27 protein-coding genes are annotated in these 26728 nt (G+C 69.0%); 22 read left to right on the top strand and 5 right to left on the bottom strand.

The genetic code is table 11. The annotated features are described in order from the left end of the window. The gene (locus A37E_RS0103915; protein WP_029555406.1) at positions 1–1443 is read right to left on the bottom strand and encodes an MFS transporter; all 1443 of its coding nucleotides are present in this window, start codon (positions 1441–1443) and stop codon (positions 1–3) included. A gap of 182 nt (positions 1444–1625) precedes the next feature. Here A37E_RS0103915 and A37E_RS0103910 point away from each other — a divergent pair, with 182 nt between their 5' ends. Next, entirely contained in the window at positions 1626–2540 is a 915-nt protein-coding gene (locus A37E_RS0103910) for a LysR family transcriptional regulator (RefSeq protein WP_156026430.1), read from the top strand. 22 nt (positions 2541–2562) lie between these two features. Here the strand turns inward: A37E_RS0103910 and A37E_RS0103905 are convergent, their stop codons facing one another. Then, on the bottom strand, positions 2563–3603 hold the full coding sequence (locus tag A37E_RS0103905; RefSeq protein ID WP_029555404.1) for a LacI family DNA-binding transcriptional regulator: 1041 nt from the start codon (positions 3601–3603) through the stop codon (positions 2563–2565). A 239-nt stretch (positions 3604–3842) separates the two neighbouring features. Between A37E_RS0103905 and A37E_RS0103900 the strand changes: the two genes are divergently transcribed. The 9 genes from A37E_RS0103900 (at position 3843) to A37E_RS0103860 (ending at position 12378) form a co-directional block, all read left to right on the top strand. Continuing rightward, a complete protein-coding gene (locus tag A37E_RS0103900) occupies positions 3843–4628 on the top strand; it encodes an ABC transporter permease (protein WP_029555403.1) in 786 nt (261 codons plus the stop codon). Next, the gene (locus tag A37E_RS0103895; RefSeq protein WP_029555402.1) at positions 4625–5407 is read left to right on the top strand and encodes an ABC transporter permease; all 783 of its coding nucleotides are present in this window, start codon (positions 4625–4627) and stop codon (positions 5405–5407) included. The genes A37E_RS0103900 and A37E_RS0103895 overlap by 4 nt, the downstream gene beginning before the upstream one ends. A 9-nt stretch (positions 5408–5416) precedes the next feature. Beyond that, positions 5417–6208 (top strand): ABC transporter ATP-binding protein, encoded by a 792-nt coding sequence (locus A37E_RS0103890; protein ID WP_029555401.1) that lies wholly within the window; start codon positions 5417–5419, stop codon positions 6206–6208. Between the two features lie 82 nt (positions 6209–6290). Beyond that, positions 6291–7394: an ABC transporter substrate-binding protein gene (locus A37E_RS0103885; RefSeq protein WP_029555400.1), complete on the top strand. Its 1104-nt coding sequence runs from the start codon at positions 6291–6293 to the stop codon at positions 7392–7394. Positions 7395–7442: 48 nt separating this feature from the next. Next, positions 7443–8756 carry a histidinol dehydrogenase gene (hisD, locus tag A37E_RS0103880; RefSeq protein ID WP_029555399.1) on the top strand — a complete coding sequence of 438 codons (1314 nt, stop codon included), beginning with the start codon at positions 7443–7445 and terminating at the stop codon, positions 8754–8756. Positions 8757–8759: 3 nt separating this feature from the next. Further along, positions 8760–9521, top strand: a complete 762-nt coding sequence (locus A37E_RS0103875) for an SDR family oxidoreductase (RefSeq protein ID WP_029555398.1) — start codon at positions 8760–8762, stop codon at positions 9519–9521. Positions 9522–9547: 26 nt separating this feature from the next. After that, positions 9548–10543, top strand: coding sequence for an alcohol dehydrogenase catalytic domain-containing protein (locus A37E_RS0103870; protein ID WP_029555397.1), 996 nt, complete (start codon positions 9548–9550; stop codon positions 10541–10543). A gap of 258 nt (positions 10544–10801) precedes the next feature. Continuing rightward, positions 10802–11089: a UxaA family hydrolase gene (locus A37E_RS0103865; protein WP_029555396.1), complete on the top strand. Its 288-nt coding sequence runs from the start codon at positions 10802–10804 to the stop codon at positions 11087–11089. 8 nt (positions 11090–11097) lie between these two features. Beyond that, positions 11098–12378, top strand: coding sequence for a UxaA family hydrolase (locus A37E_RS0103860; RefSeq protein WP_081837441.1), 1281 nt, complete (start codon positions 11098–11100; stop codon positions 12376–12378). A gap of 88 nt (positions 12379–12466) precedes the next feature. Here A37E_RS0103860 and A37E_RS0103855 read toward each other — a convergent pair whose 3' ends face one another. Together A37E_RS0103855 and A37E_RS0103850 are read right to left on the bottom strand one after the other, a co-directional pair. Continuing rightward, positions 12467–13471: an Ldh family oxidoreductase gene (locus A37E_RS0103855; RefSeq protein WP_029555394.1), complete on the bottom strand. Its 1005-nt coding sequence runs from the start codon at positions 13469–13471 to the stop codon at positions 12467–12469. Further along, entirely contained in the window at positions 13468–14403 is a 936-nt protein-coding gene (locus A37E_RS0103850; RefSeq protein ID WP_029555393.1) for a hydroxyacid dehydrogenase, read from the bottom strand. Before A37E_RS0103850 ends, A37E_RS0103855 begins: the two co-directional genes overlap by 4 nt. A gap of 198 nt (positions 14404–14601) precedes the next feature. Here A37E_RS0103850 and A37E_RS0103845 point away from each other — a divergent pair, with 198 nt between their 5' ends. From A37E_RS0103845 to A37E_RS0103835, 3 genes are all read left to right on the top strand, one after another. Then, entirely contained in the window at positions 14602–15399 is a 798-nt protein-coding gene (locus A37E_RS0103845) for a GntR family transcriptional regulator (RefSeq protein ID WP_245279264.1), read from the top strand. 354 nt (positions 15400–15753) lie between these two features. Beyond that, positions 15754–16524, top strand: coding sequence for an ABC transporter ATP-binding protein (locus A37E_RS0103840; protein ID WP_024280486.1), 771 nt, complete (start codon positions 15754–15756; stop codon positions 16522–16524). A 61-nt stretch (positions 16525–16585) separates the two neighbouring features. Beyond that, a complete protein-coding gene (locus tag A37E_RS0103835; RefSeq protein WP_245279425.1) occupies positions 16586–17410 on the top strand; it encodes an ABC transporter permease in 825 nt (274 codons plus the stop codon). 33 nt (positions 17411–17443) lie between these two features. Here A37E_RS0103835 and A37E_RS0103830 read toward each other — a convergent pair whose 3' ends face one another. Next, positions 17444–18196 carry a GntR family transcriptional regulator gene (locus tag A37E_RS0103830; protein ID WP_051678764.1) on the bottom strand — a complete coding sequence of 251 codons (753 nt, stop codon included), beginning with the start codon at positions 18194–18196 and terminating at the stop codon, positions 17444–17446. Positions 18197–18420: 224 nt separating this feature from the next. On the opposite strand from A37E_RS0103830, the gene A37E_RS0103825 reads away from it, so the two are divergent. From A37E_RS0103825 to A37E_RS0103785, 9 genes are all read left to right on the top strand, one after another. Further along, entirely contained in the window at positions 18421–19443 is a 1023-nt protein-coding gene (locus tag A37E_RS0103825; RefSeq protein WP_051678763.1) for an ABC transporter substrate-binding protein, read from the top strand. A gap of 90 nt (positions 19444–19533) precedes the next feature. Beyond that, on the top strand, positions 19534–20310 hold the full coding sequence (locus tag A37E_RS0103820) for a succinate dehydrogenase/fumarate reductase iron-sulfur subunit (RefSeq protein WP_038192516.1): 777 nt from the start codon (positions 19534–19536) through the stop codon (positions 20308–20310). Further along, positions 20307–20651, top strand: a complete 345-nt coding sequence (locus A37E_RS0103815) for a succinate dehydrogenase (protein WP_029555387.1) — start codon at positions 20307–20309, stop codon at positions 20649–20651. The genes A37E_RS0103820 and A37E_RS0103815 overlap by 4 nt, the downstream gene beginning before the upstream one ends. Then, positions 20648–21028, top strand: a complete 381-nt coding sequence (locus A37E_RS0103810) for a succinate dehydrogenase (RefSeq protein WP_038192512.1) — start codon at positions 20648–20650, stop codon at positions 21026–21028. Before A37E_RS0103815 ends, A37E_RS0103810 begins: the two co-directional genes overlap by 4 nt. A 2-nt stretch (positions 21029–21030) precedes the next feature. Then, complete coding sequence (locus tag A37E_RS0103805) at positions 21031–21762, top strand: TSUP family transporter (protein WP_029555385.1); 732 nt, start codon at positions 21031–21033, stop codon at positions 21760–21762. A gap of 9 nt (positions 21763–21771) precedes the next feature. After that, on the top strand, positions 21772–22644 hold the full coding sequence (locus A37E_RS0103800) for a fumarate hydratase (RefSeq protein WP_029555384.1): 873 nt from the start codon (positions 21772–21774) through the stop codon (positions 22642–22644). Positions 22645–22658: 14 nt separating this feature from the next. Then, positions 22659–23270: a fumarate hydratase C-terminal domain-containing protein gene (locus A37E_RS0103795; protein ID WP_029555383.1), complete on the top strand. Its 612-nt coding sequence runs from the start codon at positions 22659–22661 to the stop codon at positions 23268–23270. Further along, positions 23267–24997 (top strand): FAD-binding protein, encoded by a 1731-nt coding sequence (locus tag A37E_RS0103790; RefSeq protein WP_029555382.1) that lies wholly within the window; start codon positions 23267–23269, stop codon positions 24995–24997. Before A37E_RS0103795 ends, A37E_RS0103790 begins: the two co-directional genes overlap by 4 nt. Next, positions 24994–26664 carry a thiamine pyrophosphate-binding protein gene (locus A37E_RS0103785; RefSeq protein ID WP_051678762.1) on the top strand — a complete coding sequence of 557 codons (1671 nt, stop codon included), beginning with the start codon at positions 24994–24996 and terminating at the stop codon, positions 26662–26664. Before A37E_RS0103790 ends, A37E_RS0103785 begins: the two co-directional genes overlap by 4 nt. Positions 26665–26728: the final 64 nt, after the last annotated feature.

The following is a 26728-nucleotide window of genomic DNA, read 5'->3' as shown; positions in this document are numbered from 1 at the left end:
TCAGGCGCGACGCCGGCGCAGCGTGGTGAGGGAGAGGAGGAAGGCGGCGGCGGCCATGGACGCCGCGATGCGGAAGGCGAAGCGCATGGCCTCCGTCACGAGGTCCGGGGTGGCGGTGGCCGTATCGCCGGCGACGCTGGCGAAGAGCGCGCCCATGAGGGAGGCGCCGGTGATGAGACCGAGATTGCGGGCAAGGGCCAGCAGGCCGGAAACGAGGCCGCGCTGTTCGGGGCGCGCATCGGTCATGACGGCGGTGTTGTTCGGCGTCTGGAAGAAGGCGAGGCCGACGCTGATGAACAGGATGGCGACGATGTAGATGGCGACACCGCCATCACGCGACACCCAGGACATCACGAACGCCCCGATGGTGAACAGCGCCAGCCCGATGACCATGGCGAGCCGTGCACCGATGCGGTCGGCAAGGGTGCCGGCCGGCACGCCCATGATGGCTGCGGCGAGGGGACCGACCGTCATCACAAGGCCGACCATGCGGGTGTCGAGGCCGAGCGCCTTCGAGAGGAAGAACGGCCCCAGGACCAGGGTTGCCATCATCACCGCATAGACCAGCACGCTCATGACCATGCTGGTGGAGAGCAGTGCGTTGCCGAACATGGAGAGCTTCAGCAGCGGCGCCCGCGCCTTCACCTGCACCGCGAGGAACAAAGCGAGGCCGACGAGCGCGCCGAGCCCGAGCTGCAGCACGAGCGGGGCATCGAAGCCCTGCTTGCCGGCCAACGTCATGGCCAGTGCATAGGCGCCGAGCGTCAGGGCAAGGAGGATGGTGCCGAGCCAGTCGAACCGCGCCGCGGGGCCGGGATGCTTCGGTGCATCGACGGCATTGGGCAGATAGCGCGAGACCAGGAGGAAGGCCAGAAGCCCGAACGGCAGGTTGACCCAGAACACCGCCTGCCAGCCGAAGGCGGCCAGCGCCAGCGAGCCGAGGGACGGGCCGAGGGCGATGCCGAAGGACACCATGGTGGAGAGCACGCCCATGGCGAAGCCGGTGCGCTCCTTCGGGAACACCTCGCCGACGAAGGCGAAGGAGAGCGCCATCAGGATGGCGCCGCCCAGCCCCTGGCCGGCGCGGCCGGCGATCAGCAGCGGCAGGCTGTTGGAGAGGGCGCACAGCACCGAGGCCGCCATGAAGACGGCGAGCCCCCACAGATAAAGCCGCTTCTTGCCGAGCTGGTCGCCGAAACGGCCGACGCCGACGATGAGGGCGGTGACGACAAGCAGATAGCTCACCACCACCCATTGGACGGCCCCGAAGTCCACGCCGAGGCTCTTCACCAAGGTGGGCAGGGCGACGTTGATGATGTTGGTGCCGAGCTGCGACAGCAGGATGGCAAGGGAAAGCCCGGTGAGCACCATGCCGGACCGGATGGGCCGGTGTGCGGCCGCGGCGTGCGGCTGGGCGGTGGGGGAAGAGGTTTGTCGTGTCATGTGGGGTCCTGTCGAAAGCGGCGCGCAGGCGCGTTGAACTGGTCTTTCGATAGGGGGTGGCGTTGTTTGCATACAGTGCAATGTCGCTATTATATGATTGCATCGGATGCACTGATGCGGAGGCGCCTCCCTTGCCTGCCAAACCGACGCGACGCCAAGTTACGCGCCACTTGCCGCGCCACGTGCCGCCGCTCGACATGAACCTGCTGGTGACGCTCGACGCGCTTCTTTCGGAGGGCAGCGTCGTGGGGGCCGCGCAGCGGCTGAACCTCTCCGCGCCGGCCATGAGCCGCCAGCTCGCGCGCATCCGTCACCTCCTGGGCGATCCGGTGCTGGTGCGGGCGGGACGCGGGCTCGTGCCGACCCCGCGTGCCGAGGGCCTGCGCGAGCGGCTGCGCGGTCTCGTGGTCGAGGCCGAGGCGCTGGTGCGCGGCGACGACGAGATCGATCTTCTCAGGCTGGAGCGCACCTTCGTCATCCGCGCCAATGACGGGTTCGTCGGCACCTTCGGCGCGGCACTGGCCTCATTGGCCGCCCAGGAGGCGCCCCTGGTCCGGCTGCGCTTCGCCCATCAGGACAAGGAGGATGTGGAGGCCCTGCGCGAGGGGCGGATCGATGCCGATGTGGGCGTCATCGGCGCCATGGGGCCGGAGATCCGTTTGCAGGCGCTGTTCCACGATCGTTTCGTGGGGGTGGTGCGGCCCGGCCATCCGCTCGCCGGGGAGGTGACGCCGGAGCGGTTCGCCGCCTTTCCCCATGTCTCCGTTTCGCGCCGGGGCCGGTTCTCGGGCCCCATCGACGTGGCGCTGGCAGCGCTGGGATTGAAGCGCTTCGTGGCCATTGCGGTGGCCAATTTCAGTGATGCGCTCGCTATCGTGCGCACCTCGGATCACGTTGCCGCGGTGCCGGCGCGGCTGACGGAGCCGGGGCGTGCCGGCCTCCACACCTTCGACCTGCCGGTGAAGACGGATGCGCTCGCCGTGTCCCTTGCCTGGCATCCCCGCTTCGATGCCGACCCCGCCCACCGGTGGCTGCGCGCGGCACTGCGGGCCGCATGTTCGTCCCGCGCGCCGGGAGAGACCGAACCGGCCGGTTAGGCGCGCGGACCGCCGGCTGGCTCTATGACGGTTCCCGGGCGAGAGCCGGGCTTATGGCCGGCGCCGTGGCCGAACGGCGGATCACCAGCTCGATGGGCAGCTCCACGCGCTGCGGCTGCGCTTCGCCGCGAAGGCGGGCGAGCAGATGGCGCGCCACCGTGCGTCCCAGCTCGGTGGTGGGCAGATGCACCGTGGTCAGCGGCGGCGCGAGGTGGGCGGCGATTTCCAGATTGTCGATGCCTACGACCGACAGCGCGCCGGGCACGGCGATGCCGCTCGCCTGGGCCTCGAACAACGCGCCGGCCGCCAGAAGATCGTTGCCGCAGACCACGGCCGTCGGCGGCGTCGCCCGCGCCATCAGCTCGGCCAGCCCCGCGCGGCCGCCGGCAAGGGTGAAGGGGGCCTCCACCACGCAGGACGAGGGCAGCTCGATTCCGCGCGCGGCGAGGGCGGCGCGCACCCCCGCGACGCGGGAGCGGGCGCGGTCGTTGGCGTGGGTGAAGCCGGAGATCATCCCGAAGCGGCGGTGGCCGAGGTCGAGCAGGTGATCGGCGATGAGCCGCCCCGCCTTCTCGTTGTCGAAGCCGATGGCGGGCAGGCGCGCATCGAAAGACCAGGACAGCACGACCGGCACGGAAGCCGTGGTGAGCAGCGCCCAGGTCTCCTCCAGATGGTCGGCGCCCACCACCATCAGCGCGTCGACGCCCCGCGCCAGCATGGCCCGCACCGCCGCCGCCTCCTGCGCAGGGGCATAATCGTGCGCGGCGACGAGGAGCTGATAGCCGTTGCCCGCAAGCTCGGTCTGCATGGCCTGGATGGCGCGGGCGAAGATGGCGTGATCGAGGGTGGGTACCACCGCGCCGATGGTCAGCGTCTTGCCCGAGGCGAGGGCGCGCGCCGCGCCGCCCGGCACATAGTTCAGCCGCGCGATGGCGTCGCTCACGCGCGCCAGGGTTTCCTCCTGCACCAGGTCCGGGCGCGAGAGGGCGCGCGAGACCGTGGCCGTGGAGACCCCGGCCAGCTGAGCCACATCCTGAAGCGTCGCCCGCGCCTTGCGATTCATGGTTGTCATCATGCCAGCAGGCGGTCGTGATGAACAGGGATGAATGCGCTTGCAGCCTGTGCGCGCAAGACAGCCACCGCAGTGCAGCAGTGAAAGTCCAGATCTTGGCCGATCGCTGCTTGACACTCGACCGCTCGATGATAGCTTTCATGCAAGCGCTTGCATAAGCCGCCGACGAGGCGGACCGGCAGCGTGCCGATGCTCCCGCAGATGGAGCACGCAATGACGGGAGGAGACGAATGCCGCTCGGGCGCAGGTCCGCCATCGGCGTGACGACGCTCGGCTTGCTGGTGCTCGCGTGGTTCATGGCCACCGGCGCCAACGGGCTGATCTCACCGGGACGCTTCCCGACGCCGGCCGATACGTGGGCCGCCGGCCTCCAGGCCATGGGGCGGGGCTACGGCGACGCGACGCTGGTCGTGCATGTGCTGCAATCGCTGAAGCTGGTGGCGCTGGGCTTCGTAGTGTCGGTGGCGGTGGGGGTGCCGCTGGGCCTCCTGATGGGCACGAGCGCCACGGCCGAGGCAGTGCTGAACCCGGTGTTCATGCTGCTGCGCCCCATTCCACCTTTGGCCTGGATCCCCCTCGCCATCCTGTGGTTCGGGCTCGGGGACACGGCCAAGATCATGGTCATCTTCTTCGCCGCCTTCGTCCCTTCGGTCATCAATACCCAGGCCGGCGTGCGCACCATCGAGCGCCCCCTCATCGAGGCGGCGCGGATGCTCGGCACGCCGCACGGACGCTTTATCCGCGAGGTGGTGGTGCCCGGCGCGGCGCCGATGATTTTCACCGGCCTGCGCCTGTCCCTGCAGGCGAGCTGGACCACGCTGGTGGCGGCCGAGCTGGTGGGCGCCCTCGCCGGGCTCGGGCACCTGCTCAACCTCGCCCAGCAGGACCTTTATCCCGGCATGATCCTCGTGGGCATGATCTGCGTCGCCATCTTCGGCGCGCTCACCACCGCTCTCTTGGGCCTTGTCGAGCGCCGCACCCTGACCTGGGTCCGCATCAAGGGAGAGACGGCATGACCGGCGCGCTGGATCCTGCCCGGCGCATGGTGCTGGGCCTCGCCGGTCTCGTCGGCTTCTTCGGCCTGTGGGCGCTGGTTGCGGCGAGCGGGCTGATCGGCAAGGCCTTCCTTCCCGGCCCGCTGGAGGTGGCCGAGCGGCTCGTGACGTTGCTCCACACCTCGTTCGCGGGAGGCACGCTGCCGCAGCATCTCGCCTCCAGCCTCCAGCGCTTTTCCGCCGGCTACCTTCTGGCGGCGGCGGTGGGCGTGCCGCTGGGCCTGCTGATGGGGCGCTTCCGGCTGCTCGACGACATCGTCTCGCCGCTGTTCGACGCCCTGCGCTTCATCGCGCCCATCGCGTGGGTGCCGTTCGCTGCTTTGTGGTTTGGCACCGGCTTCGGCGGGCCCGTCCTCATCATCTTCTCCGGCGCCTTTCCGCCCTGCCTGCTCAACGCCTATCGCGGCGCCCGCCAGGTGGACCCGCGCTACATCGAGGCGGCCGAGATGCTGGGCACGCCGACCCATCGCCTGATCCTGGAAGTGCTGCTGCCGGCGGCCACCCCCTCCATCGTGGCGGGCCTCAGGATCGGCGCCGGCCTCGGCTGGCAGTCTCTGGTGGGCGCCGAGTTGATCGTGGCCTCCACCGGCGTCGGCTACATGATGGTGCAGGCCCAGAGCGGCGTCGCCACCGCGACGGTGATGGTCGGCATGGCCGCCATCGGCCTCGTCGGCGTCCTCATCGACATCGCCCTTCGTGCCCTCGAGGCGCGCATCCACAACCGCCTCGCGCGAGCCTGAGAGGACAAGATGAGCTCCATCCGCTTCGATGCCGTGAGCAAGAGTTTCGGCGCCGGCCAGGTGAAGGCGCTGGACGACGTGGACCTTGCCATCGCCGACAAGGAATTCCTCGCCATCGTCGGCCCCTCCGGCTGCGGCAAGACCACCTGCCTGAGGCTGGCCGCGGGCTTCGAGTTTCCCACCTCCGGCCGCGTGCTGGTGGGCAATGCCGAGGTGCGCGAGCCGGGGCCGGACCGGGCGGTGGTGTTCCAGCAGTTCGCCCTGTTCCCGTGGAAGACGGTGGTCGAGAACATCGAGCTGGGCCTGCGCAACCGGAACATGCCGCGCGAGGAGCGGCGCATCCGCGTCATGGAGGCGGTCGAGCTGATCGGCCTCAATGGCTATGAGGGCGCCTATCCGCACCAGCTCTCGGGCGGCATGCAGCAGCGCGTGGCCATTGCCCGTGCCTATGTGCTCGATCCCCAGGTGCTGCTGATGGACGAGCCCTTCGGCGCCCTCGACGCCCAGACCCGCGTGGTGATGCAGGAAGAGCTGGTGCGCCTCGCCCGCCGCAATCCGCGCACGGTGCTGTTCATCACCCACGGCGTGGAAGAGGCGGTCTATCTCGCCGACCGGGTGGCGATCATGACCCGCCGCCCGGGCCGGTTGAAGGAGATCGTGGACGTGAAGTCGATCCGCGAGGCCGAGGGCTGGGAGCGCTACAGCCGCATCGAGGACGTGATGGACCTCGAATCCTTCGTCCACTTGCGCACCCACATCTGGCGATCGCTCCGCGAGGAAAAGACCGGCGCCGCGCACTGACGGCGTCAAAAAAGGGAGCAGGGCGCCCCGGCGCGCGCTCCAGAACAGGCCGGACCACCGGCAGCACCAGGGAGAGACACGCATGACCAAGGTCAAGGACACGCCGTTCAAACGCCCCGCGCGCAGGCACGCCTTCCTCGCGGCGGCGCTCGCCGCCCTCTCGGCAACCCTGGTCGCTCCGGCCGCACCGGCACGGGCCGAGGGGCTGACCAAGATCAGCATCTCCTACCAGCCCTCGCTGTACTGGGCTCTGCCCTTCTACATCGCCACCGAGAAGGGCTGGTGGAAGGAGGTGGGGCTCGACGCGACCTTCGTCACCTTCCCGGCGGGTGCGCCGCAGGTGGCGGCGGCGCAGGCGGGCTCGTGGGACGTGGGCGGCACCGGCTCGGTTCCGGCGGTGCTGGGCGCGGCGCGTTTCGGGCTCGTCACGGTGGGCATCACCAATGACGAATCCAAGACCAACGCGCTGATGACCCGCGCCGACAAGGTGGCGGCGCTGCAGAAGGATCCGTCCGCCCTGAAGGGCCAGAAGTTGCTGCTCACCACCAATTCCACGGCGGACTATGCGGCGCGCAATTGCCTCGCCAAATGGGGGCTGAAATCCTCCGACATGCAGTTCGTCAATCTCGGACAGGCGCAGATCATCTCCGCTGCCATGGCCAACACTTCCGAGGTGGTGGGAGTATGGGCGCCCTACACCTACACGCTGGAAGAAAAGGCCGGCGCCAAGGTGCTGTGCTCCGGTGCGGATGCCGGCGCCATCGTGCCCGGCGCGCTGGTGGTGCGTCCCGCCTTCGCCAAGGAGCACCCGGACCTCGTGGCCAAGGTGGCCGCCGTCTATCTGCGGGCCTGGGGCTGGGCCAAGGCGCATCCGAAGGAGGCGCACGCCATGACCAAGGCCTTCTATGCCATCGGCGGCGTCGAGGCCTCGGATTCCGCCATCGACCAGGAATTCGCCCTGCGGCCGACCTTCGCGCTCACAGAACAGCTCCGCCTCATGGATCGCGCCAAGGGACCGTCCGCCCTCGACGGCTGGCTCGGCCGGATCGGCGCCTTCATGGCGGAAGTCGGCACCATTCCCGCGGCGCCCGAGGCCAAGTCCTACGTGGACGACAGCTTCATGCGGAGGGTCGCGGCCGACCCCAAGCTCAAGGCCTTCGCCACCGAATTCGACACGACCAACTAGAGCCCGGACGGCAGGACGTCTCCACCCCCGGCGCCATGGAGCATTGAAATGGCCATCGAATACCTGAAGCGCGCGAGCAAGACCCCCGAGACCGAGACGGGAACGGCCCGCGAGGTCGTCACCGCCATGCTGGGCGAGATCGAGCGCCGGGGCGAGGAGGCGGTCCGCGAGTATGCCCTCAAGCTGGACAAGTGGGACGGCCCCATCCTCGTCACCCGCGAGGAGATGGAGCGCCGCGCCCGCGAGGTGCCCGATCAGGTGCGCCGCGACATCGCCTTCGCCGCCGATCAAGTCCGCCGCTTCGCCGACGCCCAGCGCGAGAGCGTGAAGGACTTCTCGGTGGAGCTTCTGCCCGGCCTCACCGCGGGACAGAAGCTGGTGCCCTGCAATGTCGCCGGCTGCTACGTGCCCACCGGGCGCTATGCTCACATCGCGTCCGCCTACATGTCCGTCGCCACGGCGAAGGCAGCGGGCGTCGGCACCGTGGTCGCCTGCTCCACGCCCTACCGGGGCGGCGGCATCCACCCTTACGTGCTCTATGCCATGATGGTGGCCGGGGCGGATGTGGTGATGACGCTGGGCGGCGTGCAGGCCATCGCCGCCATGGCCTACGGCCTGTTCACCGGCAAGCCGGCGGACATCATCGTCGGCCCCGGCAACAAGTTCGTCGCCGAGGCGAAGCGCATGCTGTTCGGCAAGGTGGGCATCGACGTGTTCGCCGGCCCCTCCGAGGTGGCGGTGATCGCCGACGAGACCGCCGATCCCCTGATGGTGGCGGTGGACCTCGTGGGCCAGGCCGAGCACGGTCACGAGAGCCCCGCATGGCTCTTCACCTCGTCCCGCGCGCTGGCGGATGAGGTGATGCGCAGCGTGCCCGGCCTCATCGCCGATTTGCCGCCCACCGCGCGTGATGCAGCCGCCGCCGCTTGGCGGGACTATGGCGAGGTGATCGTCTGCGACACCCGCGAGGAGCTGGTGGAGGTGTCCGACCGCTACGCCTCCGAGCATCTGGAGGTCCACGCCGCCGACCTCGGCTGGTGGCGCGAGGCCCTCACCAATTACGGCTCGCTCTTCCTCGGCGAGGAGACCACGGTGGCGTTCGGCGACAAGACATCCGGCCCCAACCACATCCTGCCCACCAAGTTCGCGGCCCGCTATTCGGCCGGGCTGTCGGTGCACAAATTCCTGAAGCCGCTCACCTGGCAGCAGATGAGCCGGGACGCCTGCAAGACCATCGCCCAGGTCACGGCCCGCATCTCGCGGCTGGAAGGCATGGAGGCGCACGCCCGCACCGGGGATTACCGTCTCGCCAAATACTTCCCCGGGCACAATTTCGACATGGGCGTGCCGGTGGACGCCTGAGCCATGTTCAATCTGTCTTCCCTGTTCGACCTTTCCGGCCGCACCGCGCTGGTGACGGGCGGAAGCTCCGGCATCGGCCTCGCCATCGCTGCGGGGCTGGGGCAGGCGGGGGCCGGCGTGGTCCTCGCCGCCCGCCGCGCGGCGGAGCTGGATGCCGCCTGCGCCGACCTCGCCCGCAACGGCATCGCCGCCCGGGCCATCGTCGCCGACCTTGCGGCGGACGACGGGGCCGAGCGTCTGGCTGAAGCGGCCGGCGACGGCATCGACATCCTCGTCAATGCCGCCGGCATGAACCTGCGCCAGCCCTTTGGCGCCGTGACGCGCGAGGCCTTCGATCTGCACATGGCGGTGCATGTGCGCGCGCCGTTCATGCTGGTGCAGAAGCTCGCGCCGGCCATGGCGGGGCGGGGGTGGGGACGCGTTCTCAACATCGCGTCGCTGCAATCCTTCCGTGCCTTTCCCAATTCCGCGCCCTATGGCGCGGCGAAGGGGGCCGTCGCCCAGCTCACGCGGGCCATGGCGGAGGAATGGTCCCGGCATGGCATCACCGCCAATGCCATCGCTCCGGGCTTCTTCCCCACCGCCCTCACCCAGGCGGTGTTCGAGGATGAGGCGCGCGCCGCCCACAATGCGGCCCAGACCGCCATTGGCCGCAATGGGCGGCTGGAGGATCTGGTGGGTCCCGCCGTTTTCCTCGCTTCCGACGCCGGGGCCTACGTCACCGGCCAGGTGCTGGCGGTGGACGGCGGCTTCACCGCCAAGTAGCGCGCCGCAAGATGAAAGCCCCATCCATGAAAGCTCTGGTCTATACCGGCCCGCACCGGCTGGAGTTCCGCAGCGAGCCCGAGCCCCTTCCTGCCAACGACGAAGTGCTGGTGCGGGTGGAGGCGGTGGGAATCTGTGGCTCGGACATGCACGCCTATCACGGGCACGACACGCGGCGCCCGGCGCCGCTGGTGCTGGGCCACGAGGCGGCGGGGCGCATCGCCTCCGGGCCACGGGCGGGACAGCGTGTCACCGTCAATCCGCTTGTCACCTGCGGCACCTGCCCGGCCTGCGAGGCGGGGCGCGCGCATTTGTGCCCCGACCGGCAGATCCTCTCCATGCCGCCGCGCCCCGGCGCTTTCGCCGAGCTGGTGCGGGTGCCGGAGCGCAATCTGGTGCCCATCCCGGACGATTTCCCCGTCGCCCATGCCGCGCTCGCCGAGCCGGTGGCGGTGAGCTACCACGCGGTGAACCAGGGCGCGCGCCTTCTGGGCATGCCCCTGTCCGCCGCCCGCTGCCTCGTGCTCGGGGGTGGGGCCATCGGCCTTGCTGCGGCGCTAGTGATGGCCATGCAGGGAGCCGCCGAGATCTTCGTCGCCGAGCCCAACGCGGCGCGGCGGGCCACGGTGGAGCGCGCCGGCCGTTTCCGCTGCTACGCGCCGGAGGAGGGCGGAGAGCCGAAGGACGGCAGCATCGATCTTGTGATCGACGCAGTGGGCGCGGTCGCGACCCGCGCCGCGGCCTGCCGGCTCGTGCGGCCGGGGGGCGTCATCGTCCATGCCGGACTTCTGCCCGGCACGGAGGGGCTCGACATCCGCCGCATCACGCTTCAGGAGATCATCGTCTCCGGCACCTATTGCTACACGCCCGCCGACTTCCGGGCGACGGTGGACGCGCTCGCCTCTGGGCGCCTCGGTTCCCTCGGCTGGATCGAGGAGCGCGGATTCGCGGAGGCCATTTCCGCCTTCGCCGACATCGATGCCGGCCGCACCGGCGCGGCGAAGATCGTCCTGCGGCTCTGACCGCCGACGCGCCCCGGCCGGTCCGGGGCGCTTTCCTCATCCCTCGATGCTGTCCCCGTCTGCGGCTCCGGTGCAGGCGTCGGTGCCGCGCGGCCAAGCCCCGCCCTTCATTCAGGCCCGCTCTTCATTCGAAAAACCAGAAAGAACGCCGGGACCCGACGGGCCGCTTGACAGGGTTTTGTTCGCAGTTTTATGTACTATATCTTATATAAGACTTGGCCGACACAAGCCGGCCGAGACGACAAGGAGGAGGCAAGCGTGAGTGCGCCGCAACTGTTGGTTCACGAGAAGAAGGACACCGTGGGTGTCGTCGTGGTGGAAGGCCTGAAGGCCGGCACCGACATGCTGTGCGTGGTGACGCACGACAATTCGGCGTTCCACCTCACTTCCAAGATGGACGTGCCCATCGGCCACAAGGTCGCCCTCACGGACATCAAGGCCGGGGACACCATCTGGAAGTACGGCCAGGACATCGGCATCGCCAAGGCCGACATCGCCAAGGGCGAGCACGTCCACATCCACAATGCCAAGACCAAGCGCTGGTGAGGGAAGAAATGTCCAACATCGCCATGTTCCACGCCCAGACCGCGCCCAACCCCTTCCGCGGCGGCGCGCCCGACCAGCTCATCACCAAGGCGACTCCCAAGGCGCTCGCCTCGGCCGACTATGCCAACGCCACCGTCCGCGGCTGGCGCCGCGAGAACGGCCGGGTGGGCGTGCGCAATCACGTCGTCATCCTGCCCCTCGACGACCTCTCCAACGCCGCCTGCGAGGCGGTGGCCGCCCATGTGAAGGGCACCATGGCGCTGCCCCATGCCTATGGCCGCCTGCAGTTCGGTGAGGATCTGGAAATCCACTTCCGCACCCTCATCGGCATCGGCTCCAACCCGAACGTCGCCGCCGTGGTGGTGATCGGCATCGAGGACCAGTGGACCAACCGCGTGGTCGAGGGCATCGCCAAGACCGGCAAGCCGGTGGTGGGCTTCGGCATCGAGCTCAACGGCGACATCGCCACCGTGGCCAAGGCCTCCTACGAAGCCAAGCGCTTCGTGCAGTGGGCCAACGAGCTGCCGCAGGAGGATTGTCCCATCTCCGACCTGTGGATCTCCACCAAGTGCGGTGAGAGCGACACCACCACGGGCCTGTCCTCCTGCCCCACCGTGGGCAACATGTACGACAAGCTGATCCCGCACGGCATCTACGGCGTGTTCGGCGAAACCTCGGAAATCACCGGCGCCGAGCACCTGTGCAAGGAGCGCGCGGCCACGCCGGAAGTGGCCGAGAAGTGGTTCAAGATGTGGAAGTCCTACCAGGACGACGTGATCGAGGCCCACAAGACCGACGATCTCTCGGACAGCCAGCCCACCAAGGGCAACATCGCCGGCGGCCTCACCACCATCGAGGAGAAGGCGCTGGGCAATCTCGAGAAGATCGGCCGCGAGTGCCGCTACATCGACGCCCTCGAGCCGGCCGAGGCTCCGGCCAAGGGCCCCGGCCTCTACTACATGGACACCTCCTCCGCGGCGGCCGAATGCGTGACGCTGATGGCGGCGGCGGGCTATGTGATCCACACCTTCCCCACCGGGCAGGGCAACGTGATCGGCAATCCCATCGTCCCGGTCATCAAGATCTCGGGCAACCCGCGCACGATCCGCACCATGGGCGAGCATATCGACGTGGACGTGTCGGGCGTGCTGCGCCGGGAGATGACCATTCCGGAGGCCGGCGACGCGCTCATCGACATGATCGTGCGCACCGCCAACGGACGCCTCACGGCGGCTGAATCCCTCGGCCACCGCGAGTTCGTGATGACCAAGCTCTACCGCAGCGCGTGAGGGCAGGGCGGCCGGGAGCGGCCGCCTTCTCCGCTCACAAAAAGGGCCGCCGGCAGGATTTGCCGGCGGCCCTTTTCTGTTTCCGGTCTCAAGCGGCGGAACGGCGCTGCAGGTCTTCCAGCAGGTCGGCGGGGATGGTGATGCCCTCGGCCTCGCTCACCGCTCGCGCCTTCAGCCGCCGCTCGCCGGGCAGGCGCGTGCCGTCCTGCCCCAGGATGGCACCGAGCAGCCGTTCGAGCCGGACGAGATAGTCCGGCCCGCCCAACCGCACCGGGTCCATCACCAGGAACAGGTGGCCGATGGCGGGGGAGGGGCCCTCCGCGGTGAAGAAGGACGCCGCCTCGAAGCCGAACTGGCCGCCGGTGAGGGCGGCGGCGAGGATCTCCACCATCAGCACCAGCGCCGCGCCCTTGGCATCGCCGATGGGCAGCATGGTGCCGGCCAGCGCCGCCTTGGGATCGGTGGTGGGGTTGCCCTGCGCATCGAGCGCCCAGTCGTCGGGAATGGGGTTGCCGCGCTGGGCGGCCACCATGATCTTGCCCCGCGCCACCTTGCTCAGGGAGGCGTCGATGACGAGGGGCGCGGCATCCTTGCGCGGGGTGGCGAAGGCGATGGGATTGGTGCCGAACACCCCGGCCTGCCCGCCCCACGGGGCGATGGCCTGCGGTGAGTTGGAGAAGGCGAGGGCGGCCAGCCCCCGTTCCGCCATCTGCTCCACATGATGACCCATGACGCCCGCATGGTGCGAGGCGAACACCGAAACCGCGACGATGCCGCTTTCGGCGATGCGGCCTGCGGCGGCATCGAGCCCGGCGGCGATGGCGGGAAAGGCGAGGCCCTCGCGCGCATCCACCCGCAGGGTGGAGACGGAGGTCCATTCGAGCGTCGGCTCCGCCTGTCCCTTCACCTTGCCGGAGCGGATCTGGTCCGCATAGGCCGGCAGGCGGGAGAGGCCGTGGCTGGCGATGCCGTCCGCGTCTGCCGCGACCAGGGCCTCGGCGGTGGCCTCGGCCGCCGCTCGACTGGCGCCGGCCGCGATCAGCACCGCGCGGGCGAGGGCGCGGGCCGCGTGGAGGGAAAGTTGCTCGCTCATGCCGCCTTCTCCTGAAGCACCTGCGCCACCGCGATGGCCACCGCCTCGCTGACACGCACGTTGGATTCCACGGTGACGCCCGCAATGTGCGGCGTGAGGATGAGGTTCGGCACCCCCTCGAGCGGGCCGCCGCCGGGCAGGGGCTCCGTCTCGAACACGTCCAGCATGGCGCCGGCGAGCCGGCCCGCCTTCAGCGCCTCGGCCAAAGCCGCCTCGTCGACCACGCCGCCGCGCGCGGCATTGATGAGCACCGCGTCTGGCCGCATGCGGGCGAGGGCGTCGGCGCCGATGAGGCCGCGCGTTTCGGCGGTCAGCGGCACGTGAAGGCTCACCGCATCGGCGTCCCGCAGCACTGCGTCGAGCGAAGCGGGGCGCGCGCCGTTCGCGGCGAAGGCGGGATTGTCGGCATCGAGGAAGGGATCGTTCGCGATCACGTCCATGCCCAGGGCCACGGCGCGCCGCGCCGTCTCCCGCGCGATGGCGCCGAAGCCGACGAGCCCGAGGATGCGGCCGGACGTTTCCCGCCCCATGAGGCGCGTGCGCGGCCAGGCGCCGCCCGCCACCTCGGCGGAGGCATGGTAGGCGCCGCGCAGCAGCATCATCGCGCCGCAGATGACATATTCGGCCACTGCCAGATCGTTGGCGCCAGTGGCCGGACGCACGGCGATGCCGCGGGCGCGGCAGGCCTCCACGTCGATATTGTCGAGGCCGACACCGAGCCGCCCCACCACCTCCAGCCGGGGCGCCGCCGTGAGCAGCGCCCCGCGCACCTGCGTGCGGTTGCGGACGATGAGGGCGCGCGCGTCCTTGAGAAGGGCGTGGAGGGCATCCGGCTGGTCCACCAGTGCCGGGTCGTAATGGACCTTGTGACGGCCGCGCAGCGCGGCGAGCGCCGCCTCGTCCATGAACTCGGTGACGACGATGTCGGGCATGGGCGTTTCCGGTTGTCGTTTTCGGATATTGTCGTTCTGGGCGCGGAACGAGGGCATTGCGTGCGCTTCTATTCCGTTATCATATATAAGATATGAGACTGACGGGCGTTGCAAGCTCCACGGGGAGAGATGCAAGCCAGGCCAGCCGCACCTATAAGCGTCGGAGACGGACGCGCCGGACCAGGGGGCAAGACCATCGTGAGCAAGCCAAGCATTGCCGCCGGGGCCGAGCCCCGCAGGGCGCAGGAGAGAAGCCCGGCCGGCGCCGCCCATCGCGGCGAGGGCGAAGGACTCGAATCCAAGCCGCTCTACCGGCAGGTCCGCGAGACCCTGATCCGCCGCATGGTGGATGGCGTGTGGGCCCCCGGAGAGCCCCTGCCCAGCGAGATCCAGCTCGCCGCGGAACTTGGGGTCAGCCAGGGCACGGTGCGCAAGGCGCTGGACGAGATGGCGGCGGAGAACATCGTGGTGCGCCGGCAGGGCCGGGGCACCTTCGTCGCCCGCCACGACGAGGAGCGCATCCTGTTCCAGTTCTTCAAGCTGGTGGGGGATGACGGGGAGCGCCACTTTCCCGAAAGCCGTGTGCTCGGCATCGAGAGGGCCAAGGGCACGGCCGCCGAATGCGGCGCCCTTGCCTTGCCGCGCAACGGGCGCGTCCTGCGCATCCGCCGCCTGCGCACGTTCGACGGCGCGCCGCTCATCATCGAGAGCCTGATCCTGCCCGACCAGATGTTCCCAGGCCTCGCCGATGCGCCCGTGCCGAACAATCTCTACGGCCTCTACGCGCAGCGCTACGGCATCACCGTGGCGCGGGCGCGGGAGCAGCTGAAGGCCGTCGGCGCGGATTCCGACACTGCGGCGATGCTCAATGTGGAGCCCGGCGCGCCGGTGCTGCTGATCGACCGCCTCGCCTATTCGCTCGACGGCACGCCGGTGGAATGGCGCATCAGCTTCTGCCTGACAGCCGGTTTCCACTATCTCTCCGACCTGACCTGATTTTCACAAATCATTGATCCTGTTGAATCTTGCGGCGTGAGGCGGCCGTGGGCGTGGCGCGACAAAACTTATGTCTTATATATGATAGTAGATGACCTTTACAGGCCTACCGGCCTTGTCTATCGTCATCACACCTGAGGCGGCGCGACAGGCGTCCGCGGCCAGCAGGAAGAGCCGAAGAACGGCGGGGCGGATGCGCCATTTCGCTCGCCCCGACCGCGGGATCCCAACAGACACGACAAGGCCTGCCGCCCCGCCAAGGGTGGTCAGGCCCCATGAAGACCGGGAGCAGAAACGACGCCTCGCCAGAACGGCCAATAAAGGCCGCGGCGACAGGTCCCAAGGGAGGGATGCATGGGTTCGCAGAAACCTCTTCTGGAGGTGAGTGGCGTAACGCTGCAGTACAAGACGCCGAATCTACTCGTCACCGCCACCTACAGGGTGGATTTCAACGTTCTCGAGGGCGACCGCTTCATCCTCTTGGGGCCGTCCGGCTGCGGGAAATCCACCCTGCAGAAGGCCGTCGGCGGCTACATCACGCCCACGGAGGGCGAGATGCGCCTCAAGGGGCAGGTGATCCGCGCCCCCGGGCCGGACCGCATGATGGTGTTCCAGGAATTCGACCAGCTGCTGCCCTGGAAGACCGTGCGCCAGAACGTGGCCTTCGCCCTCACCGCCGCCCGCAAGCTGAAGGGCAAGGAGGCGGACGAGCGGGCCATGCACTACATCGAGAAGGTCAACCTCACCAAGTTCGCGGACACCTATCCGCACATGCTCTCCGGCGGCATGAAGCAGCGCGTGGCCATCGCCCGCGGCATGGCCATGGAACCGGACATCCTCTTGATGGACGAGCCCTTCGCTGCGCTGGATGCGCTGACGCGCCGGAAGATGCAGGACGAGCTGCTGCAATTGTGGGCGGACACGCGCTTCACCGTGCTGTTCGTCACCCATTCCATTGCCGAGGCCATCAAGATCGGCAACCGCATCCTCCTGCTCTCGCCCCATCCCGGCCGGGTGAAGGCCGAGATCAACAGCACCACCGATCCCAAGGACGCCGCGCTCCTCGAGCAGCGCATCCAGCACATGCTGTTCGCCGACGAGGCGAAGGAGATCATCGATGCCTGAGGTCGCCACCCTGAAGGTCATTCCCATCACCGAGCCGCGTCCGGAAATCTATCGCGAGGACATGCCGGCCGACGCCATGACGGTGGTGGAAAAGCCGCTTTCCACCTGGGAGCTGCTCTACAACTGGAGCTTCTTCCGCAAGCTCATCATTCTCGCCGCGCTGGCATTGGCCTGGGAAATCTACGGGCGCGTCCTCAACAACGACCTGCTCTTTCCCACCTTCAGCGCCACAGTCTCCGCCTTCTTCGCCAACGTGATGAACGGCGTGCTGCCGGAACGCGCGTGGGGATCGCTCCGGGTGCTGCTGATGGGCTACGCCATCGGCATCACGCTGGCGGCGGTGCTGACCGCGCTCGCCATCGCCTCGCGCATCGGCACGGACTTCCTGGAGACGATGACCTCCATGTTCAATCCGCTGCCGGCCATCGCGCTGCTGCCGCTGGCGTTGATCTGGTTCGGGCTCGGCACTGCCAGCCTCGTCTTCGTTCTGGTGCATTCGGTGACATGGGCCATCGCCCTCAACACCCATTCCGGCTTTCTCTCGGTGAGCCGGACGCTGAAGATGGTGGGCCGGAACTACGGGCTGAGGGGGCCGCGCTTCATCGCCACCATCCTCATCCCGGCGGCGTTTCCCTCCATCCTCACCGGGTTGAAGATCGGCTGGGCGTTTGCATGGCGCACGCTGATCGCGGCGGAACTGGTGTTCGGCGTGTCGTCGGGGTCCGGCGGTCTCGGCTGGTTCATCTTCGAGAACAAGAACATGCTGGATATCGCCAACGTGTTCGCCGGTCTGCTCACAGTCATCCTCATCGGCCTCGTGGTGGAAAACCTGATTTTCCAGACCATCGAGCGCCACACCATCCAGCGCTGGGGCATGCAGGCCTGAGCGGTTTCGGTAGGTGTGAAGCTTGGACCGCCCTTACTCAAGGGCGGTCCTGTACTTGAGGTGGGCGGTGAAGCTCTCGCGATATTCCACGCGCCGCCCATCGAGGGCGTGGGCGACGCGCCGCACCTCCAGAACCGGGGCGCCCGTCGCGATGCCGAGATGCTGCGCCATGGTGGCATCCGCCACCGCCATGCCCACCTCGTCCTCGGTGCGCATGATGGTGACGCCGCAGCGCTCCTGATAGAAGACGTAGACCTCCTCCACGATATCCTCGCCAGTCTCCAGCCCCAGCGCGGCGAAGGTCTGCGCCGGCAGCGCCAGGCGCTCGTAGACCAGCGGCTGGTCCTTCTCGCTGCGGATGCGCGTGAGCGCCAGCACCTTGCCGTTGGCATCGAGATCGAGCTGCCGGCGCTCTTCGGCGCTGGCCGCGCGCACGGTCTGGGTGAGGAGATGCGCCACCGGATCCAGCGGGCGTCCATCCCCATGCACGAAGCGCAGGAAGCGGAAGCGCGACTTGGCGCTGGAGTGGGGCACCACCCGCGTGCCGCGTCCGTGCTGGCGTTCCAGAAGCCCGTGGATCACCAGTTCCTCGGTGGCCTTGCGGATGGTGCCGATGGACACGCCCAGCTCGCCGCAGAGCTGCTGCTCGCTCGGCAGGTAGCCGCCGGGCTTCCACACGCCGTCGATGATGCGCTTCAGCAGCAGGTCGCGCGTCTGCTGGTAAAGCGGCCGCGCCTCGATGGCCGCGGAACGGGCGCTGGTGGGGGTGACGGATTCCGATGTCATATATATGACCTAAGACTATTGACACCTGTCTTGCCGAGGGTACTCTGCCCCTGCCGACACTCAATCGGAAAATGGTCGCGCGCCGGATCGAAGCCGAGCGGACATGTCCATCGGCCTTTGATCCCGAAACGAAAACAAGACCGCACGCCTTGAGCGCGCGGCAAAGGCAGCCCCAGGCGTGCCGGCTGCGAGGCGCCAGGGAGCTTGCCACCAGGGAGAACGCAATGGGTCTCTTCTTCAAACGCGCGGCTGTGTTCGCCGCCGCAGCGCTTGCCCTCGTTCCGCTGTCGCTCGCCGCAGGGACGGCGCGCGCGGAAACCGGAACGGTCCGCCTCGCCAAGCAGTTCGGCATCTCCTATCTGCCAATGACGGTGATGGAGGAGCTGAACCTCATCGAGAAGCAGGCGAGCGCCAAGGGCTTCGCGCTGAAGACCGAATGGCTGCGCTTCACCGGCGGCTCGGGCATGAACGAGGCCCTCATCTCCGGCAACCTCGATATCGCCGCCGGCGGCGTCGGGCCGATGCTCACCATCTGGGCCCGCACCCGCGGCAATCTCAAGGTCAAGGGCATCGCGGCGCTGAACGCCATGCCGCTCTACCTCGTCTCGGTGAACCCGAACGTGAAGACCATCAAGGACTTCACCTCCGCCGACAAGATCGCCCTGCCGGCGGTGAAGACCTCCATCCAGGCGGTGACGCTGCAGATGGCCGCCGAGCAGGCCTTCGGCGCGGGCCAGCAGAACAAGCTGGATTCCCTGACCGTCTCGATGGGCCACCCGGATGCCCAGCTCACCATGATGGGCGGCAAGTCCGAGGTGACCGCGCATTTCGGCTCTTCCCCCTTCCAGGAGCTGGAGCTGAAGGACCCGCGCGCCCACAAGGTTCTGGACAGCTATCAGGTGCTCGGCGGGCCGCACACCTTCAACGTCATCTGGGCCACCGAGAAGTTCGCCACCGAGAACCCCAAGGCCCTCGCCGCCGTCCTCGCCGCGCTGGAGGAGGCCAATGCGCTGATCCGCAAGGATCCTGCCGCCATGGCCGCGCTGTGGATCAAGGCCGAGGGCTCCAAGATGAGCGTCGACGAGGCGGTGGCCATCATCAAGTCGCCGGAGAACGAGTGGACCACCACCCCGAAGAAGGTGCTGTCCTATCTCGATTACATGCACCGGGCCGGCCTCGTCGGGGCCACCACCAAGGACTGGAAGGACATCTTCTTCCCCGCCATCCACGGTGCGCCGGGGGGCTGAAGATCTCTTTGGCCGGCGCGCGGCCATCGCGTGCCTTCCCGTCGCGGGCGGCAGCCTGCGGCGTCTCAAGAAGCCTTCAGGACGAACGACATGACGAGCACGAGCCAGAACGGGCGGCCGGCGGCAGCGCCGGCCGAGGAGACCCTGCGCGTCCGCGTGTGGCGCGGCCAGGCCGACGGCGCCTTCGAGGACTTTGCGGTGCTGCGCCGCGCCAGCCAGACCGTTCTCGACGTGGTGACGGAGATCCAGCGCGCGCAGGACCCGACGCTCTCCTATCGCTTCGCCTGCCGGGTCGGCATGTGCGGCTCCTGCGCGATGGTGGTGAACGGGCGGCCGCGCTGGACCTGCCGCACCCGGGTTTCCGAGGCTCTGGACGGCGACATTCTGGTGCTGGAGCCCCTGCGTAACCTGCCGATCGTGAAGGATCTGACCGTCGACATGGTCCCCTTCTTCGAGAAATGGCGCGACGCCAACGGCGCCTTCGAGCCGGGCGAGGCCCCGCCGGCGGATTTCGCGCCGGTGCGGCCCGACAGCCCGAAGCGGAGAGCCGCCGATGCCGGCGTCGAATGCATCAATTGCGGCGTGTGCTATTCCGCCTGCGACGTGGTGGCCTGGAACAAGGACTATCTCGGCCCCGCCGCCCTCAATCGCGCCTGGACGCTAGTGAATGACGAGCGCGACCGGGGCAATGCGGCGCGGCTCGCCGCCGTGTCCGGGGACGTGGGCTGTCACTCCTGCCACAGCCACATGAGCTGCACCGAGTTCTGCCCCAAGGATCTGGCGCCCACCTACGCCATCGCCGGCCTCAAGCGCGCCACCGCGCCCTCGCCCCTCGGCCGGCTCCTCGCGCTGCTGGTGAAGTCATGAATCCCCTTCTCTACATGGCCCAGCGCGGCACGGCCGCGGTGCTGGCGCTCGCGGTGGCGGTGCACCTCGCCACCATGGTGCACGCCGTTCGCGGCGGGCTCAGCGCGGCGGAAATCCTGTCGCGCACGGCCGGCAACGGCTGGTTCCTCGCGTTCTACTGTGTGTTCGTCTGCGCCGCCGCCATTCACGCCCCCATCGGCCTGCGCAGCGTGATCCGCGAATGGACCGGCTGGCGTTCCCGCTCCCTCGACATGGCCATGCTCGCCTTCTCGGCCGTCATCGTCGTGCTGGGGCTGCGTGCTGCGCTGGCCGTCTACCAGCCGGGAGGAATGGTGCCGTGAAGCCGTCCACCCTCACCTCCACGACCCGCCCCGGCCTGCGTGAGGCCGCCCACCTGAAGCCGGGCTTCATCGCGGCGCTGCTCCATCGCCTGTCGGGCGTGGCGTTGGCAGTGTTCCTGCCCATGCACTTCATCGCGCTGGGCACCGCACTCTCGGGCGCCAACGCGCTCGAGAGCTTCCTGACCGTCACCCACAGCCCGCTGGTGAAGATCGCCGAATGGGGCCTCGTGAGCGCCCTTGCCGTGCACATGGCCCTCGGCCTCCGGGTGCTGGCCATCGAGTGGTTCTCCTTCCGTGGCCACACCGCCGGGGTGGTGGCGGGTGCCATCGCGACAGGGCTCGCCGTGGGGCTGCTCTTCCTGCTGAGCGGGTGGTGAGCATGCTCGGCATTCCGCTCGCGACCCTTTCCATTCTCTGGGCCGGCGCCTTTCTGGGTGCGCTGGCGGCGGGCGGGGCAGGGTTTGCCTTCGCCCTCGCCGCCTCCGCCATCTGGCTGCACGCGCTCGATCCGATCCAGACCACCGCTCTGATCGTCGCCTGCGGCAGCATCCTGCATCTCACGCTGGTCTGGCCCATCCGCCGGTCCATCGACGGTGTGCGTCTTGCGCCCTTCCTCGTCGGTGCGCTGGTGGGGGTGCCGCTCGGGGTGCTGGTGCTCACGGCGGTGAACCCCGCCCCGCTGAAGCTCGCCTTGGGCCTCGGTATGGCGGCCTATGCCCTCTACGCGCTCCTCGCCCCGCGCCTTCCGGTGATCGGCGGAGGCGGCCGGTGGGCCAATGCGGGCATCGGCTTCGTGGGCGGCATCCTCGGCGGCCTCGGCGGCTATTCGGGGGTCGTTCCCACCATCTGGACCCAGCTGCGCGGCTGGCCGAAGGAGGTGGCGCGCGGGGTGTACCAGCCCTTCATCCTGTTCGCGCATGTGGTGACGCTGGCAGCCGTGGGGGTGGTGGGCATCGACGGGCGCTCCTGGCTGCTCATCATCCTCGCCTTGCCGCCGCTCGCCATCGGCGCCGTGCTCGGCCTCCAGATCTACGGCCGACTGAACGAGAAGGCATTCAAGCAGATGCTGTCGCTGATGATCCTGCTCTCGGGTCTGGCGCTGGTCTTCTAGGAGCACCCCATGGACCTCAACCTCGACGAAGTCGAAAAGATCTGCGCCGACCTCTATCTGCGCGCGCTCCAATTGCTGCCGCCAGACATCAAGGCCGGCTTCTCGGAACTCCAGCGCACGGAGACGGACGCGACCGGCCAGGCCATCCTCGGCACCATGGTGGAGAACATCAAGGTCGCCGAGCGCACCCGCAACATCCTGTGCCAGGACACGGGCATTCCCATCTACAACATCACCATCGGCCGCAACGTGGCCTTCGACGGGGCCGGGCTGAAGGCGGCGGTGCGTCGCGGCGCGGCGCGCTCGACCAAGGAAAACTCCCTGCGCTCGTCGGTGGTGCATCCCATCACCCGCAAGAACGACCAGAATTCCTGCGGCATCCGCGTGCCGGTGATCCATATCGACTTCGACGACCGGGAGGAGACCGTCTCCATCGAGATGATCCCCAAGGGCTCGGGCTCGGAAAACGGCTCGTTCCTCAAGATGCTGCTGCCCTCGGACGGCATCACAGCCGTGAAGCGCTTCGTGGTGGACCGGGTGATCGAGCTGGGCGGCCGGGTGTGCCCGCCCACCATCGTCGGCGTCGGCATCGGCGGCACCTCGGACCTGTGCATGCACCTCGCGAAGATCGCCGCCACGCGGCCCCTGCGCACGGTGTGCGAGGATGCCGAAGGCGCGAAGATCGAGGCCGAGCTGTCCCGCGCGGTGAACGAGCTGGGCATCGGGCCGCAGGGCCTCGGCGGGCGGTCTACGGCCTTCGCCGTTCATGTGGAAGTGGCCGCCACCCACATCACCCAGAACCCGGTGGCGGTGAACATCCAGTGCCATTCCGCCCGCCGCGCGCGGGCCACCTTCACCCCCGGCGGCATCGCCTTCAGCTGATCCGGAGCGCCCCGATGGCCCACCATGTCCTTGAAATGCCGGTTGATGCCGATCAGGTCCGCGCCCTGAAGGTCGGCGATACGGTGACGCTCCAGCGCACCCTGTTCGGCATCCGCGACGCCACGCAGATCCACATGTTCGACCGCGGCCGCACCACGCGGCTCGATCTCAAGGGCCATGCGGTGATCCACACCGCGCCCAACGTGCACCGGGTGGAGAAATCCCCCGCCGCGCCCGCCGGCTACACCCCCTTCTGCATCGGCACCACCACCTCCATGCGCATGGAGCGCTTCACCCGCCCGCTCATGGAGCGCGAAGGGGTGCGCCTCATCGTCGGAAAGGGCGGCATGGGTCCGGCGACGCTGGAGGCCTTCCGCGATCTGGGCGGCGCCTATCTCGCCATCGTCGGCGGCGCGGCAGCGCTGGAGACCACGTGGATCGAGGAGATCGAGGACGTGGACATGGACGATCTCCACCCCGAGAGCCTCTGGAAATTCCGCATCCGTGATTTCGGGCCACTGCTGGTGGGTATGGACGCCCACGGCGGCTCGCTCTTCGCCCAAGTGCAGGCGGATGTCGCCAGTCGCCGCGACGCTGTGCTCGCCGGCATCGGAGCCTCCGAATGACTCCCTCGGTCGCGGTCCGCGAGACGGACGTCCTCATCCTCGGCTCGGGTGGAGCCGGCCTGTTCGCCGCGCTCCACACCAAGAAGGCGGCGCCCGACCTCGACGTGACGGTGGCGGTGAAGGGCCTCATTGGCAAATGCGGCTGCACGCGCATGGTGCAGGGCGGCTACAACGTGGCTCTTGCCCCCGGCGACAGTGTCGAGCGCCATTTCATGGACACGGTGGAAGGCGGCAAGTGGCTCAACGACCAGGACCTCGCCTGGACGCTGGTGACCGAGGCGCAGGTGCGCATCCGCGAGCTGGAGACGGAACTCGGCTGCTTCTTCGACCGCAACCCGGATGGCAGCGTCCACCAGAAGGCCTTCGCCGGCCAGACCTTCGACCGCACGGTGCACAAGGGCGACCTCACCGGCATCGAGATCATCAACCGCCTCATGGAACAGGTGTGGCGGCGTGACGTGAACCGCATGGAGGACCATCGCGCCCTCGACCTCATCCCCGCCGCGGACGGCTCCGGCCTCGCCGGGGTGCTCATGCTGGACATGCGCACCGGCGTTCCGGTGCTGGTCAAGGCGCGCGCGGTGCTGCTCGCCACCGGCGGCGGCCCGACCATGTACAAGTACCACACCCCTTCCGGCGACAAGTCCTGCGACGGGCTCGCCATGGCCCTGCGTGCCGGCCTCGCCCTGCGCGACATGGAGATGGTGCAGTTTCACCCCACCGGCCTCCTCGCCGGCCCCGGCACGCGCATGACGGGCACCGTGCTGGAGGAGGGGCTGCGCGGCGCCGGCGGCTGGCTCACCGACCGCACCGGTTCGCGGTTCATGCACCTTTATGACCCGCGCGGCGAGCGGGCCACCCGCGACATCGTCAGCCGCTCCATCATGCGCCGCATCCGCGACGGCTATGCCACCGCCCATGGCGGCGTGCACATCGAGATGGGGCATCTCGGCCCCGATCATGTGCGCAAGACCTTCAAGGGCATGGTGGAGCGCTGCGCCGATTGCGGCTTCGACCTCGCCGGAGGGCGGGTGGAGGTGATCCCGACCGCCCACTACATGATGGGCGGCGTGGTGTTCGGCGGCAATTGCGGCACCGCCATGCCCCGTCTCTACGCGGCCGGCGAGGATACGGGCGGCGTGCACGGCGCCAACCGCCTCGGCGGCAACGGCGTCGCCAACTCCACCGTGTTCGGCGGCATTGCGGGTGATGCCATGGCGCGGGAGGTGGAGCGCGGGCGTACCTTGGCCGATCCTGACCCGGCGGCCATGGAACACGCGCTGGAGCGCGCCTTTTCTCCGCTGGGCCGCGACGCGCGGGACCTGCCCGCCATCCGCGAGGCGCTCTACGAAGCCATGTGGAACGACGTGGGCATCCTGCGCACGGCGCAGGGGCTGAAGCGCGCCCAGGAGACGCTGGGTGCCCTCGGCGATGCCGTCTCCCGCGCCGGCGCGCCGGATGGCGACCGCCGCTACAACCTCACCTGGATGGACCGGCTGAATCTCGAAAATCTGGTGCTGGTCAGCCAGGCCATCACTGCCGCAGCGCTTGCCCGCGAGGACAGCCGGGGCGCCCATTTCCGCGAGGACTTCCCCGAGACGTCGGACCTTGATACCTCGCGCTACACGCTGGTGCGGCAGGCGGCGGGCCGCCTCGACATCTCCACGGCCGCGGTGGCCTTCACCCGCGTCGCGCCCGGCCAGAGCCTGCTGAAGGACGTCGCATGAGCCCCGCACCCAATGCCGCCGTGCCCCCCAACGTGCAGCGGGACCTCGCCCCGCGCGGTGCGGACCTCGTTGTCCGCGCGCTTGAGGCGCATGGGGTTAAGCGGATCTTTTCCCTGTCCGGCAACCACATCATGCCCATCTATGATGCGCTGCTGGAGACCGACATCGCCCTTGTGCACGTGCGCCAGGAAGCGGCGGCGGTGCACATGGCGGATGCCCATGCGCGCCTGACCGGTGAGATCGGCGTGGCGCTCGTCACCGGCGGGCAGGGCCTATCCAACGGCGCGGCCGCCTTGTTCACGGCCCTCGGGGCGGAATCCCCGGTGCTTCTGCTGTCCGGCCAGGCGGGCATCGGCGAATTGGGCCGCGGCGCCTTTCAGGAGATGGATCAGGCGGCCGTCGCGCGGCCCATGACCAAGGCCTCGTGGATGGTGGAGAGCGCCGAAGCGCTCGGCACCGACATCGCCCGGGCCATTCGCATCGCGCGGGAGGGGCGGCCCGGCCCCGTTCATCTCGCGCTGCCGGTGGATCTTCTGGAGCAGCGGCTGATCGCGCCGGAGCCGGCCGTGACGATTGGAGAGCCGACCGCCACGCCGGACGCGCAGGTCATCGCAGGGCGCCTCGCGGCGCTGCTTGAGAGCGCGGACCGGCCGCTCATCCTGTGCGGTCCCGCCTTGTGCACGCCGCGCGGGCGGGGCGCCATGGCGCGGCTGGAAGCCGCCACGGGCGTTCCGGTGATCGGTATGGAGAGCCCGCGCGGGGTGAACGATCCCGGCCTTGGCGCTTTTGCCGAGCTTCTGGCCGAGGCGGATCTCGTGGTGCTGCTTGGCAAGGCGCTGGATTTCACCCTCAAGTTCGGCGCGCCGCCCGCGGTGGCGACGTCCTGCCGTTTCGCGGTGGTGGACCCGGACCCGGACCTTCTGGCGCGTGCCGCCAAGGCGAAAGGTCCGCTCCTTGTGGAGCGCGTGGAACGAGAGGCCGGCAGGGTGCTCGCCGCCCTCGCCGTATCCCCGCCCGCCGCCACAGCGGCCCGTGCATCCTGGCTGGCGCGGGCGCGGGAGGCGCTGGCCTTTCTGCCGGCGGCCTGGGCGAATGCGCGGGCTGCCTCGGGTCGTATCCATCCGGTGGAGCTGTGCGTCGCGGTGCGCGATTTCCTCGCCGGCCATCCCGACGGGACGCTGGTGTGCGACGGCGGCGAGATCGGCCAGTGGCCGCAAGCCATCGTCAAGACGCAGAACCGCATCATCAACGGCGTGTCCGGCACCATCGGCGCCTCCATTCCCTTCGCCATCGCGGCCCGGCTCGCGCGGCCGGAGGCGCCGGTGGTGGCGGTGATGGGGGACGGCACCTTCGGCTTCCACATGGCGGAGTTCGACACCGCCCTACGCGTTGGGGCGCCCTTCATCGCGGTCATCGGAAACGACGCCCGCTGGAACGCCGAGCACCAGATCCAGCTGCGCACCTATGGCGCCGGGCGGACCCGCTACTGCGACCTGCTCCCCACTCGCTATGACGAGGTGGTGCGGGCGCTGGGCGGATATGGCGCCCTCGTCACCGACGCCGCCGACCTGCCGGATGCCCTCGCCGAGGCCCACGCGAGCGGGCTTCCCGCAGCGATCAACGTGATGATCGAGGGCGTCCCCGCTCCGGTGATCCGTCGCGGCTGAACTTGAAGCCGCCCAAGACCCAATCCGGGCATCAGACCCGGCGACGCCCTTAAGACGGGTGAGG

This window comes from Xanthobacter sp. 91 (genome assembly GCF_000702385.1).
Classification (GTDB): Bacteria; Pseudomonadota; Alphaproteobacteria; order Rhizobiales; family Xanthobacteraceae; genus Xanthobacter; species Xanthobacter aminoxidans.
This window is presented reverse-complemented; position numbering and strand designations above follow the sequence as displayed.